At 66.9% G+C, this 12,835-nt stretch carries 12 protein-coding genes and 2 rRNA genes; 6 read left to right on the forward strand and 8 right to left on the reverse strand.

What is annotated here, in order from left to right:
- Positions 1-369 (forward strand): 23S ribosomal RNA (locus tag Q8Q80_RS05300); the annotation flags it as partial.
- Positions 370-533: 164 nt separating this feature from the next.
- Positions 534-646: ribosomal RNA gene (gene rrf, locus Q8Q80_RS05305) — 5S ribosomal RNA — on the forward strand.
- Between the two features lie 137 nt (positions 647-783).
- On the opposite strand, the gene Q8Q80_RS05310 is transcribed toward rrf, so the two are convergent.
- Positions 784-1,518: a hypothetical protein gene (locus tag Q8Q80_RS05310; RefSeq protein ID WP_305631925.1), complete on the reverse strand. Its 735-nt coding sequence runs from the start codon at positions 1,516-1,518 to the stop codon at positions 784-786.
- A gap of 59 nt (positions 1,519-1,577) precedes the next feature.
- Between Q8Q80_RS05310 and Q8Q80_RS05315 the strand changes: the two genes are divergently transcribed.
- A complete protein-coding gene (locus tag Q8Q80_RS05315; RefSeq protein WP_305631926.1) occupies positions 1,578-2,525 on the forward strand; it encodes an alpha/beta fold hydrolase in 948 nt (315 codons plus the stop codon).
- On the opposite strand, the gene Q8Q80_RS05320 is transcribed toward Q8Q80_RS05315, so the two are convergent.
- Both Q8Q80_RS05320 and aqpZ read right to left on the reverse strand, forming a co-directional pair.
- A complete protein-coding gene (locus Q8Q80_RS05320) occupies positions 2,429-3,262 on the reverse strand; it encodes a hypothetical protein (RefSeq protein ID WP_305631927.1) in 834 nt (277 codons plus the stop codon). The genes Q8Q80_RS05315 and Q8Q80_RS05320 overlap by 97 nt on opposite strands.
- A 126-nt stretch (positions 3,263-3,388) precedes the next feature.
- Entirely contained in the window at positions 3,389-4,078 is a 690-nt protein-coding gene (gene aqpZ / locus Q8Q80_RS05325; protein WP_305631977.1) for an aquaporin Z, read from the reverse strand.
- Positions 4,079-4,369: 291 nt separating this feature from the next.
- On the opposite strand from aqpZ, the gene Q8Q80_RS05330 reads away from it, so the two are divergent.
- A complete protein-coding gene (locus Q8Q80_RS05330; protein WP_305631928.1) occupies positions 4,370-5,014 on the forward strand; it encodes a hemerythrin domain-containing protein in 645 nt (214 codons plus the stop codon).
- A gap of 8 nt (positions 5,015-5,022) precedes the next feature.
- On the opposite strand, the gene Q8Q80_RS05335 is transcribed toward Q8Q80_RS05330, so the two are convergent.
- Positions 5,023-5,577 (reverse strand): hemerythrin domain-containing protein, encoded by a 555-nt coding sequence (locus Q8Q80_RS05335; protein WP_305631929.1) that lies wholly within the window; start codon positions 5,575-5,577, stop codon positions 5,023-5,025.
- The gene (locus tag Q8Q80_RS05340) at positions 5,574-8,483 is read right to left on the reverse strand and encodes an adenosylcobalamin-dependent ribonucleoside-diphosphate reductase (protein ID WP_305631930.1); all 2,910 of its coding nucleotides are present in this window, start codon (positions 8,481-8,483) and stop codon (positions 5,574-5,576) included. Before Q8Q80_RS05340 ends, Q8Q80_RS05335 begins: the two co-directional genes overlap by 4 nt.
- A gap of 180 nt (positions 8,484-8,663) precedes the next feature.
- Here Q8Q80_RS05340 and Q8Q80_RS05345 point away from each other — a divergent pair, with 180 nt between their 5' ends.
- Positions 8,664-9,020 (forward strand): cupin domain-containing protein, encoded by a 357-nt coding sequence (locus Q8Q80_RS05345; protein ID WP_305631931.1) that lies wholly within the window; start codon positions 8,664-8,666, stop codon positions 9,018-9,020.
- The gene (locus Q8Q80_RS05350) at positions 9,017-9,421 is read left to right on the forward strand and encodes a ribonucleotide reductase subunit alpha (RefSeq protein ID WP_305631932.1); all 405 of its coding nucleotides are present in this window, start codon (positions 9,017-9,019) and stop codon (positions 9,419-9,421) included. Before Q8Q80_RS05345 ends, Q8Q80_RS05350 begins: the two co-directional genes overlap by 4 nt.
- 31 nt (positions 9,422-9,452) lie before the next feature.
- Here Q8Q80_RS05350 and Q8Q80_RS05355 read toward each other — a convergent pair whose 3' ends face one another.
- Genes Q8Q80_RS05355 through Q8Q80_RS05365 form a run of 3 tightly spaced genes read right to left on the reverse strand, consistent with a single transcriptional unit; the run spans position 9,453 to position 12,833 of the window.
- Positions 9,453-10,751 (reverse strand): NnrS family protein, encoded by a 1,299-nt coding sequence (locus tag Q8Q80_RS05355; protein ID WP_305631933.1) that lies wholly within the window; start codon positions 10,749-10,751, stop codon positions 9,453-9,455.
- A 28-nt stretch (positions 10,752-10,779) separates the two neighbouring features.
- Positions 10,780-12,078: an NAD(P)H-dependent flavin oxidoreductase gene (locus tag Q8Q80_RS05360; protein WP_371132701.1), complete on the reverse strand. Its 1,299-nt coding sequence runs from the start codon at positions 12,076-12,078 to the stop codon at positions 10,780-10,782.
- 14 nt (positions 12,079-12,092) lie between these two features.
- The gene (locus Q8Q80_RS05365; protein ID WP_305631934.1) at positions 12,093-12,833 is read right to left on the reverse strand and encodes a carbonic anhydrase; all 741 of its coding nucleotides are present in this window, start codon (positions 12,831-12,833) and stop codon (positions 12,093-12,095) included.
- Positions 12,834-12,835 lie beyond the last annotated feature (2 nt).

Genomic DNA, 12,835 nt, shown 5'->3' on the forward strand with positions numbered 1-12,835 from the left:
GTCCCAAGGGTATGGCTGTTCGCCATTTAAAGTGGTACGTGAGCTGGGTTTAAAACGTCGTGAGACAGTTTGGTCCCTATCTGCCGTGGGCGTTGGAAATTTGAAGGGGGCTGCTCCTAGTACGAGAGGACCGGAGTGGACGAATCTCTGGTGTACCGGTTGTCACGCCAGTGGCATTGCCGGGTAGCTAAATTCGGAAGAGATAACCGCTGAAAGCATCTAAGCGGGAAACTCGCCTTGAGATGAGATTTCCCTGGAGCCCTGAGCTCCTTGAAGGGTCGTTCGAGACCAGGACGTTGATAGGCTGGGTGTGGAAGCGCAGTAATGCGTTAAGCTAACCAGTACTAATTGCCCGTGAGGCTTGACCCTATAACTTTGACTTGACTGTCTGGTTGGGTACAACACGTTATGACGTACTTCAAACGTGTTTGGTGAGCAATCAAAATCTGATAGCCATGTGATCAATGGTCACATGATCGACTCTGCGAATTGGCTGTCTTGTGTGCGATCACACAAGATGGTGCCCGGTTAAGCCTGATGACCATAGCGAGGTGGTCCCACTCCTTCCCATCCCGAACAGGACAGTGAAACGCCTCAGCGCCGATGATAGTGCGGGTTCCCGTGTGAAAGTAGGACATTGTCAGGCTACTATTGAAAAAGGCCTCCTTCGAAAGACGGAGGCCTTTTGCTTTTTGGAGCCCACCGCGCAAACAAGTACCCCCCCATTTCGATACAGAAAATCCCGAGTGACTGGTCGGCACCATACGCCAAACTAGGCCCGAGTTATTCAGGTGGTGGAAGCAATGAAACTGCCCCGCTGGCTTTATATGCCTCTGTATTCTCCGCCAGCGACTCACCGAATAGCGCAGTGGACAACTCTCGCTCACGGCGTTCAACGGTGGCGACAAAATCCTGCGCGCCCTTCATCTCTCTGAAGGTGTCGAAACCGCGCTCCAGAAACTGCTGCAGTTCACCCAATCCGGCTGCGCGTGCCGGCGGCCGCATCAGCCGCAGCACGTTCCTGAGCAGCGGTCTCCGAGTCAACAAGTCCAGCGAGCGTGCGACATGGAGCGTGAGGTCGATCTGCCTGGCCCGCTGAGCGATTTGGCCGGTCGCCTGCCAAGTTTTGCTGTAGCTGGCCGCGTCCACCGTCGGCAGTACAAGATGCCGCCCCATCTCCGTGTCGAGTCGTTCGGACAAGGCGTGCAGTTCGGCAAGCGAGGCCACGGTGTCGACGATCTCCTTCGGAAACAACCTGACCAACGACGGGACGACCTTTGCGAACTGTTCGTCACGCTGGCTGAAATCCCTTGGGCCGTAGAGCTCTTCAAGAAAAAAGTGGCACGCAGCGCCGTGCCGCTGACTATTCAAAAGGTCCGAATAGGTGTGGCGGAACCGCCGCTGCTGAAACTCCTTGATTGTTCGGACCTTCGCGTCCAAGCCCTCCTCGTGAGCACGGGTCGCACGCTCTGTTTCGACGGCGCGCAATTGATCCTGAATGAGCTGGGCAACGGTCATGGGAAGCCTGAAATTCGAAGGAAATGTCGGTGCTCAAATGCCGCTGATAGGATTCCGGCATGCTCGCGCGCCTTCAGCAGTTCATCACCATCGCGCTTGTCTGTGGCGCGGCGGCGTGGGCCGGCTATTTTTTTCAATCCGGCCGCCCCGCGTTGGGATGGGGCGGCGCACTTCTGATTCTCGCGGGATACGCGCTGTTTCTCGGCGTGGAATTTCTGCTTCTGGCCTGGGTTCAGGAAGCAGGACCTGCGCCGCGCCCGAAGGCGGTGAATCTGCTGAGAGCGTGGTGGGGCGAAGTGCTCACAGCCCCGCAAGTGTTCTGCTGGCGACAGCCGTTTCGTTCCACCGCCGAACCGGACCACCTTGAAATGCCCCCCGGCGGCAGCCGAGGTGTCGTTTTCGTGCACGGGTTCGTCTGCAATCGAGGCTTCTGGAACCCCTGGATGAAGCGCATGCGCGCCTCGGGCGTTCCGTTCGTCGCTGTGAATCTCGAACCGCTGTTCGATTCGATCAGCGGTTATGCCGACAGCATCGACGCGGCGGTCAGCCGCGTGGAGGCGGCCACGGGACGGCCGCCAGTCGTCGTGGCGCACAGCATGGGTGGGCTTGCGGTTCGAGCCTGGCTTGACAAATTCGACGCAGATCCGCGGGTGTGCCGTGTGATCACGATCGCCACACCCCACAGCGGCACTTGGCTCGCACGTTATGGACGTACCGTGAACAGCCGGCAGATGGCGTTGAAGAGCCCGTGGTTGCTCGGGCTGGCCGCGCAAAGCCCCAGCCGAAGGCACGCATTGTTCACCTGCTTCTACGGCAATTGCGACAACATCGTCTTTCCGGCTTCGACCGCGACACTGCCGGGTGCCGACAACCGGCACATCGCCGCCACCGCTCACGTGCACATGGCGTTTCAGGACACGGTGTTCAACGAAGTGTCACGCTGGTTGGTCTCGCCTGACGATTCCCCAGCAGACTCTGCGGCGTCACCTGCCAGCACCGCGCGGTAGGCCATCCAGCCGACGGCCGAGGTGAGCGCCATATGCATGATGGTGTGGCCGCTGATCCAGCCCGAGGCCTCCAGAACGAACGCATCCCCCATCTCAAACAACTTCGCCAGGGCATAGAGCGTCAGCACCACCACCCAGTCGAACACCGCGGTCGATCGGCCGGGCAAGCTCAGCGCGCCGGCCGGAATCACGAGTACCGGAATGATTTCCAGCAGCAGCAGAGGGCGCATGTCGAGGCTCCCGCTCCTGGCGTGAATGAGCAGCATGCCGCTGCCGGTCAGAGCGATACCGAGCAGCACCACGCAACAAACCTGGAGCGAGCCAAAACCCGAGTGCACACGCTCTGCGAGAAGGCCGAGCGTCAGCATCATGAAACCGCTGGCTGTGGCCACATGAGTCAGCACGAACAAGGTGTTTTGCGGATGCGCGTGATACAGCGCCGCAGCGCCGGCGGAGACCATGGCGCACACATGAAACAGTTGCCAGGGCGTTCGCAACTCCAGCGGCCAGCGACTGGCGCGTGTCGCGTACCAGCCCCAGGCGCCGGCGGCAATCATGGCGACGTTGACCCAGACGTTGGCCGCAGCGGGAACGCCCAGCCAGACACGTTCGTCGGCGTACCGGTGCGAATCCGGGGTCAGCTCGACCGGGCCCCATGCCATCAGGCCCATCGCGACGGCGAGCGTCATCGACGCCAACATCACCAGCGCGCAGCGCCTGCCGAGCTGCTCGGTCATCGCGTGGGGCGCCGCAGTGCAGCGGGTTCATGAAAAGTCGGTTTCACGGCGCGAAGTCTGTTCGCCTAGCGCGCCCCCCACAATCACCCCGAAGAGGGTTCGACGCCGAGCTCGGCTCCCTGTGGCTCAGCGCTCCGATTCGCCAAACGCGCGATAAGCGAACGCTCCCAGTACGGCGCCGATGATTGGCGCGACCCAGAATGCCCACAGTTGCATGAGCGCCCAATCGCCCACGAACACTGCCACGCCAGTGCTCCGGGCCGGGTTCACCGAGGTGTTGGTCACCGGAATGCTGATCAGGTGGATCAGCGTCAGCCCCAGGCCGATGGCCAGCGGCGCAAAACCCTGCGGCGCACGTTTGTCGGTCGATCCCATGATGATGATCAGGAACATCATCGTCATCACCACTTCGGTCAGCAGCGCCGCGAACATCGAATACTTGCCCGGCGAGTGCTCGCCGTAGCCGTTCGATGCAAACCCTGCCGTCACATTGAAACCGGCCTTGCCGCTGGCAATCAGGTACAGCACGCCGCCGGCGATCACGGCACCCAGCACCTGCGCCACGATGTACGGCAGCAGCTTGCCGGCCTCGAAGCGGCCACCGGCCCACAGGCCGATGGACACCGCCGGGTTCAGATGGCAGCCCGACACGTGGCCGATCGCATAGGCCATGGTCACGACGGTCAGCCCGAACGCGAGCGACACGCCGGTCAAGCCGATGCCGACACCTGGAAACGCCGCGGCCAGCACCGCGCTGCCACACCCTCCCAGGACAAGCCAGAACGTTCCGAAGCACTCTGCGGCGTATGCCTTCATTGGGGATCCCCTCAAGTCGTTTTGGTTGGTCGGGGCTTGCACCCCGCTCTGAGCCCTGATCGGGCCGGCGCACTTTGACATCGGGCCTCGACGTCGTCATGACGTTCGCACGGCCGAGGTGACATGTTCACGGCTTTTGGGGCGCCAACACCACAGGCACAAGTGGGCACCCGGCGGACACCCGGTTGACCCCGCTGCCCTTGTTGTCGATGCCGGGGGTTGATCGACGTCAAGCTGCGCCGCTCGCGAAAGGAGGACGCTCGATCACTGTTTCCTGAAGGAGGAGGCTCGATGACACACACCAGCATCAGCATCATTCGCCAGGAGCACCGCGCGTTGTCGGCCATGCTGCGATCCATCACCCTGTTGCTCGGCGAGCACCACCGCCGAGGCAGCGTGCCCGACTTCGACGCGCTGCGCGCCATGCTGTTCTACGTCGACGAGTTCCCCGAGAAGTTGCACCACCCCAAGGAAACGCGGCTGCTGTTCCCGAAACTGCGCGGCCTCGACGCGCAGGTCGACAGCGTGCTCGACCGGCTCGACCACGACCACGCTTGCGGAGAGAACGCTGTGCGCGAACTCGAACATGCGCTGGTCGCCTTCGAGATGATGGCCGAGACCGACCAGCGCGAAGCACGCCGCGAGGTCTTCGAGACGGCGGTGCAGAAATATGTCGCCTTCTACCTGGAGCACATGCGCGTCGAAGAAGCGGTGGTGCTGCCGCTGGCCGAAAGCGCACTCTGCGCGGCCGACTGGGCCGAGCTCGACGCCGCCTTTCTCGCGAACCGGGATCCGCTCGCCGGCCACGAAGCCGACGAGCCCTACCGTCCGCTGTTCCGGAAGATCCTGCGCCTTCTGCCGGGCTCGAACAGCATCGGCTCGGCACTCGAAGCCCTGGCGGGCACCGCTGTCCCGAAGTACCGCTGGCCGCCGTGATCGCTGCGCTAGAGGCGCGCGCCCGGCTGCCGCCTGGCCTGCATGTCGGCCGACATGCGGGCCAGCCGCCCCGCGTCCATGCGGGCGCGCGCGGCCGGGAAGACCAGCGTCTCTTCGATGCGAAGGTGCATGGCATACACGCTGCCGAATTCCTGCGCACGCTGCCGCGGCAGCATGCCGACGTCACGCGCAGCACCCGGCAAGGCCCACGCTTGCAGCGCCACCCGAAGCCCCGCCCACAGGTCCTCCATGCGCGCGTGGTCGATGCGCAAGCCTGCGGTCGCCGCTTCCAGCGGAGCGTCGCCGCAGTGTTCGAGCCGCGGGAAAACATGCAGCTCTTCGTCTTCGTGGTGCAGCGGTGCGGCCAGGTCGAAGTAGCGCAGCACATCGGCGGCCGCAGAACGCGACTGCGCATCGTGCCCGTGCGTCCCGACGTGCTCGACCAGCCGATCCAGCAGCGCGAGGCTGCGCCGCACCCGGTCGTGGCAGGCTTCGAGCATCTCGAACGGCTGCTCGAACCCGACCGCCGGCGAGTCGAAGCCCGGCAGCGCTTGCGCCGTCACCCGCACTGCCCCACATCGCCGCAGGCGGTGCAGAAGTCGCAGCCGTCCTTGTGGATCACGGTCGCGTTGCCACACTCGAGGCAGACCCGGCCGGCGAGCACACGGCCACGCTCGGCCTTGTCGCCCGAGGGTTCCAGCACACCCATGTCGCGCAGCGGGTAACCCTCTTCATTCAGCACGCCGAGCATCGCGTAGCGATGGATGATCAACCGCGCCAGGTAGGCCACGGTCGATGGCCAGGTCTGCTGGCGCCGCTCGCCGTGCGGCAGCCCCGGCACGAAGGCCATGAAGTGGCCCAGCGGCTCGGCGTAGTTCAGCAGTTTGCGCAGTTTCATGCCGATCCAGGCCGGGTCGATCACGCGCATGTCGAGCGAGAGCAGGCGCGCCAGGCCGTCGAGTGCGCGCGGGTAGTTGCCTGAGAAGCCGACCGCGCACGGGCGCGTGACCGTGCTCCGGTCGTGCCCGGGCAAGGTGACCTCCTTCAGGGTCAATGTGAACGCTTCGCCGCTGGCCGGGTTGTCGATGTCGACGGCCCAGGCCAGCGTGCCCGACGGCCCGGTGTGCGGCTCGTCGACGCTGAACATCGCGTCCATCACCGGTGTCGGTGCACTGCGGCCCAGGCGTGGCAATGCCTTCAACTGCTCGCAGCGCCAGCGGATCACCGCTGCGGTGGCCGCCACCACGCCGGGGAACAGGCGGCGCTCGCCGTGCGGCGGGAAGGGCATCTCGAACGCGCGCTCTTCGGCCACCGTGGCCAGCGCGTCGAGCTTGAGCTGCAGCCAGGCCGGGTCGTTCGCGCGCAGGTCCATCGAGAGTGTCTTCGCCAGCGCGCCGAGCCCGCGTGGCTGCTCGGCACCGTTGACCCAGACCTCGAACGGTTGCGCCGGTCCGCCGTCGGCGGCCGCGAGTTCGCCGACGAAAAGCGCGAAGTCGCCGAACGGGTGGTGCACCATGAAGGTCCACGCCGGGTTGCCCGACGGCAGCTCGGGCCGCCCTGGCCAGCGCAAGGACGAGAGCACCGGCGCGGGTAATCGTTCGAGCGCGAGACGGCGGTTCGTACCGTCGATCTGCAGCGGCGCCGCCGGCGGTGAGGCGCTGGCCGGTGCCACGCTCAGCACCGAGCCGAGCACGCTGTTGGGCCGGTACGTCGCCAGGCCCTTCAGCCCCGACTGCCAGGCTTCGAGGTACAGGTGCTGGAAGTCGGCATACGGGTAGTCGGCCGGCACGTTCACGGTCTTGGAGATCGCAGTGTCGATGCACGGCGCCACTGCGGCGACCATCGCCTCATGGGCCTGCGCGCTCATCTCGAGCGCTGTCACGAAAGCCGGCGTGAGTGGCGTGGCCTCGCCTTTCAGGTGCCGGTACAGGCGCCAGGCGTGGTCTTCGACCGCGTACTCCTTGAAACTCCCGTCGGGCATGCGCTTCTTGCGCGTGTAGCTCCAGCTGAACGCCGGTTCGATGCCGTTGCTCGTGTTGTCGGCAAAGGCCAGGCTGATCGTGCCGGTGGGCGCGATCGACAGCAGGTGCGAGTTGCGCAGGCCGTGGGCGCGGATGCGGTCGCGCAGCGTCTGCGGCAGGCGCGACGCGAAGGTCGTGCCCGTGAGGTACAGGTCGGCATTGAAGAGCGGAAAGGCGCCGCGCTCACGCGCCAGATCGACCGAGGCTTCGTAGGCCGCGTCGCGCATCAGCTCGGCGATGCGCCGCGCCATCGCACGCGCTTCGGCGCCGTCGTAGCGCAGGCCGAGCATCACGAGTGCGTCGCCCAGACCGGTGAAGCCCAGGCCGACGCGGCGCTTGCTGCGCGCTTCCTCCTGCTGCTGCGGCAGCGGCCACACGGTCACGTCGAGCACGTTGTCGAGCATGCGTGTCGCCACCTGCGCGACGCGCACGAAGCCCGCTTCGTCGAACCGCGCCCCGGCCTCGAACGGCGCGTGCACGAAGCGTGTCAGGTCGATCGAACCGAGGCAGCAGCAGCCGTACGGCGGCAGCGGCTGTTCGGCGCACGGGTTGGTCGCGGCAATGCTCTCGCAGTACGACAGGTTGTTGTCGTCGTTGATGTGGTCGAGGAACAGCACGCCCGGTTCGGCGTGGTCGTAGGTCGAACGCATGACCTGGTCCCACAGTTCGCGCGCGCGGCGCTTGCGGTAGACCCACAGGCCGCCGCCGTCCGGTTGCGCGTGCTGGTACGCACCGGCTTCCTTCTGTGCGGCGCCGGGCTCGGCGCGGTGCACCAGCTCGACCTCGGTGTCGGCCTGCACCGCTTCCATGAACGCATCGGTCACGCCGACCGAGAGGTTGAAGTTCTTCAGGTCGCCGGCGTCCTTGGCATGGATGAACTCCTCGATGTCGGGGTGGTCGCAGCGCAGCACGCCCATCTGCGCGCCACGCCGTGCGCCGGCCGACTCGACGGTTTCGCACGAGCGGTCGAACACCCGCATGTAGCTCACCGGGCCCGAGGCGCTGCTCTGCGTGCTGCCGACCCAGGCGCCGCGCGGCCGGATGCGCGAGAAGTCGTAGCCCACGCCACCGCCGCGGCGCATCGTCTCGGCCGCTTCAGTCAGTGCGGTGTAAATGCCGGGGTGGCCTTCTTCGGGGTGCGCGATCGAGTCGCCCACCGGCTGCACGAAACAATTGATCAGCGTGGCCGCCAGCCCCGTGCCGGCGGCCGACTGGATGCGCCCGGCCGGCACGAACCCGGCGCGCAGCGCTTCGGCGAAACGTTGCTCCCACTGGGCGCGTTGCGCCGCCGGCTCGGCCTGCGCGAGCGCACGCGCGACACGCTGGTTCACCGCCTCGATGCTGCGCTCGTCGCCCTTCGCGTACTTTTCCAGCAGCACTTCGGCGCTGATGTCCTGTGCGGGCAGGTTCTGCAGGGTGTGTACGGCGTTGTGTTCGGTCTCGTGCATGGTGGATCTTTCGTTTTTTCCAGGGCGCCAGTGTGAGCTTCGGCGCTCCACAATCATTGACCTGAATCAGCATCCATGAACGGGCCGGGGTCGAACGAAACAGCTTGATTCAATGCAAGACCCCACGGCTCGCGTGCCGCTAGTCTCAAGCCATCCACCGACGAACGAACAGGATATTCCATGGCCCTGCCACACGCTCGACCGCTCGACGTCATCGACCTGCGCCCGCTCGGCCCCGGCTTGCAAGCCGCCGTCACGACGAGCCTGCTGAAGACGCCGAGCCTGCAGTTGATGCGGCTCGTGCTGCCGGCCGGCCAGGGCCTGCCCGAGCACAGCGTGCTCGGCGCGATCACCGTGTTGTGCCTCGAAGGCGAGGCGGTCGTGACGACCCCGTCGCGCCGCTGCCCGCTGGGGGCCGGCCAGTTGGTGATGCTCGAAGGTGGCGAGCCGCATGCGGTGCAGGCGCTGACCGACGCGTCCTTGCTGGTCACGGTGCTGCTGCACCCCACTTCCCTTTTGAATGAAACCGCGCCATGACGATCTCGAGCTTCGACGAACTGCTGCAGGCTTCGCACCAACAGAACGAGCCGCAACGACTCCTGTTCGTGTTCGCCACCGCCGGCCTGCCCGACGACGCCACGCCCGCCCAGCGCGCGCATTTCACGGCCGGCCAGGGTGGCACGCTGGCCCCGCTGATGTGCGTCGACAAGGCGCCCGACGAGATCGTGTCCTTCGCCACCCTGGTCGAGCAGGCGCGCGCCTTCGGCCAGCCCTGGGACATCGTCTTCGTCGCAGCCATGTCGGGCCGTGCCGGCATCAGCCCGACCGCGGCGCAGGCCGAGGCGCCCTTGCAGCGCATGGTCGAGTCGATCAAGGCCGGCGACATCGGCGGCTTCATCCCGTTCGACGCCCAGGGCCAGCCGATTCAGTTCAACTGAGCGCCGGCCAGCGCGCGAACGTGCTGGTGTTTCAGCCGGGCCGCCCGTCGACCCGCGCGCGCACGAACCAGTTGCCGTAGCGCAGCGCCCAGCCCACCACAGCCGTGGCCCAGGCCAGCACCGCGAGCACGGTCAACGGCGTGGCGAGCGCGGGCCACAGCGCTGCGACCACGCGCAACAGCACTGCGCTCTGCAGCACCCAGTAGAGCGCCCAGGCGGTGTTGTCGGCGGCGAGCGAGCGGCCGCTGTGGCCGCTGCTGACGCGCGTGGCCATTGCGAACAGCGTGGCGCCGAGGTAGCCCATCGTCAGCGCGTGGATCGGCGCCAGGCCGAGCGATTGCGTATCGCCGCTCGAGGCCATGAGTGCATGCGACGTAGCCGAGAGCGCGAACGTGATGCCCAGCCACAGGAAGCCGGCGTGCAGCATCGCCAGCATCCGGATCTTCAGGCTTTGCACCAGGCCCCAGCGCACGGCGAGCCAGAGCAACAGCGCAGCGGCGGGCAACTCGACCACCACCTGAGCCCAGCGCAGCGCAGCGGGCAGCGGCCACCACCACAGTTGCGCCAGCGCGAACGGCACTTCGAACCACAACGCACCGACGATCAGCCACAGCAGCGCCATCGGCCGCCAGGCGTCAAGCAAGGGCAATGCGCTGGCGCTGAAGAACGGCACCATGCGGTGCGACACGGCTGTGAACACGGTGGCGACAAAACCCCACAGCGCCACCTGCGTGGCGGCGCGCAACAGCGACTCGGAGCCCATCAGCAGCGCTGCCGCAGCGACCCACATCGTCAGTGCACCGACCGTGCAGGCCAGCGCCACGACGCGTGCGTGGCTGCGGTCGGGCACGCGGCTCGCGCGCAGGATCGTCGCGAAGCGCCAGCACAGCACGCTCCAGCCCGCCGCCACGAGCAGCATGCCCGTGCCGGCCGCGCCCGCATGCAGATGAAGGCCCGGCCACGTGATACACCAGCCGCCCGACATCGTGAGCACCGGCACGAGCAGGCAGCGTGCGGCCTCGTCGGGCTGGCCGAGCCAGCGCGGCCCGGCGGTGAACAGGAAGCCGACGATGAACAGCGGCGTGAAGCCCAGGCTCATCAGCAGCGCGTGCGCCGCCGGGGGCGACGCGGCCCAGGTCGCTGACAAACCTTGTGTCCGCATCAGCAGCACCGCTGCCCACCACAGCGCGCTGCCTCCGAGCATCAGCGCACCCGCGAAAAAGCCGAGCCGGTGCGGTGCGGCGAGCAGCCAGCGCAGGTGCCAGCCGGGCTCGCCGACGGGACCGGGCGCAGCCGCTGTGACCGGCGCCTGGATCTGAATGGACTTCATGCGGCTGCTTCGTGTGTGTGGGTGTCGCTCAGGTGCCCACCGCAGCGTTCGGCGTCAGCAGGCGCTGCATCAGCTCGCACACGCTGCGAATCTGGTCGCCGAACGGCAGCGCGCCAACACCGCGGAAGAACAGGCCCTTTTTCAGGTCGCCGCGCAGGGCCGCGGCAAGCTGCGTGTCGATGCAGAACTGGCCCCAGCCGGGCAGGCCGTCGCGCAGGCCGCACTGGGCCAGGCAGTCGAATGCGAGCGTGCAGCGCGGTTTCACATGCACCACGCTTTGCAACCTGGGCTCGGCCTTCAGGTAGTTCTTCAGCCACGGTGTTGCGACGGCGCGCGCCGGCAGGCCGGCCACGCTGGTGAACTCGACCATGTCGGCGTCGGTGGTCTGCGCCAGCACGCGCTTGAATTCGGCGTGGGCGTCGCACTCCTGCGTCACCGCGAACGGCGTGCCGAGCTGCACGCCCGCGGCGCCGAGTGCCTGCACGCGGGCGATGTCTTCGAACGAACGGATGCCGCCGGCGGCGATCAGCGGAATGTCGAGGCCGGCGCCACGCATGTAGGCGAGCGCCTCCGGGATCACGTTCTCGAACTCGAAGCGAGGGTCGTTCAAATCAGCGATCTTCGCCGCGCCGAGGTGGCCGCCGGCCAGGCGCGGGTGTTCGATCACGATCGCGTCGGGCAGGCGCTTCTTGCGCTCCCACTTGCGCAGCAGCAGCTGCACGCCACGCGCGTCCGACAGGATCGGCACGAGCAGCGCTTTCGGGTGGTCTTGCGCGAGGTCGGGCAGGTCGAGCGGCAGGCCGGCGCCGACCACCACCGCGTCAATGCCGCATTCGAGCGCGCGTGTCACCGACGGGCCGTATTCGCTGACCGCACGCATCACGTTGATGGCGAGCAGCCCGCGCCCGCCCGCGAGTTCGCGCGCCGCGTGGATCTCGCGCGCCAGCGCTTCGAGGTTGGCCGCGTTGATGGCTTCTTTCGCCGCTTGCGTGGCGGCCGCACCGGCCGGCAGGTCGCGCGTGCGCTCCATCAGATCGGGGTGGTGGCGCCGCAGGTCGACCGACGAGATCGTGCCCATCGCACCGAGCGCAGCCACGCTGCCCGCGAGCCGGTGGGCCGACACGCCCACGCCCATGCCACCCTGCACGATCGGCAGCAGCGTGCGCCCGCCCATGCGCAGCGGTGTGAGGCCGGTGGCGCAGAGCAGCGTCATCAGATCGCTGGCGTGGCCGGCAGCGGCGGTCGGGTCGGTCATGGATGTGTGGGCCGGGCGCTCGCGCGCGGCCTCGGTGGCAAGGCCTGCAAGGTAGCGGTGGGACGTGCCCATGGGTTTGACCGGGATCAAGCGCCGGGCAGGGCCGGCTCGATGTGTGCGGTGTGCGAACCGGGAGCGAGCGCCGCGTCGATCTCGTTGAAGATGCTGCTGCCGTCGTCGACCGGTGCCGAATCGAAGGGCCCGGTGCCACTGTGCTGGGCGCTGGAAGCCGGCACGAAGCTGCCGCTGCGCACGTCGAAGACATGCACTTCGCCGTCTTCGATCACGTAGTGCCAGCCGTGCAGCGCCAACCGGCCGGCCTCGACACGCTCGCGCACCATCGGGTAGCCCATCAGGCGCTCGAGCTGCAGCACCACCGAGCGCTGCTCGGTGCGGCGCAGCGCTTCCGGTGTCAGCTGCACCGGCAACGCGGCTTCGCGGCCGAGTTCCAGCCAGGCGGCGAGGTTGGTCGCGTGTGGCGTGGCTTCCTCGTAGAGCGCGCGAATACCGCCGCAATGGCTGTGACCGCAGACCACGATGCGCGTCACGTCGAGCTTGAGCACGGCGAACTCGATCGCGGCGGCGGTGCCGTGGTAACCGGCCGAGCCGTCGTGCGGCGGCACGAAGGCACCGACGTTGCGCACCATGAAGACTTCACCCGGCCCGGTGCCGGTGAGCAGGTAAGGCAGCAGGCGCGAGTCGGAGCAGCCGATGAACAGGATGGACGGGTGCTGCCCGTCCTGCATCAGCGACTCGAACTGGCCCTGCACGCCGGGGAAGTAGTCGTCGTGAAAGCGGCGCAGCCGCTGCAGCAGTTCGTCGGGCATCG

Source organism: Methyloversatilis sp. (assembly GCF_030698125.1).
Taxonomy (GTDB): Bacteria; Pseudomonadota; Gammaproteobacteria; order Burkholderiales; family Rhodocyclaceae; genus Methyloversatilis.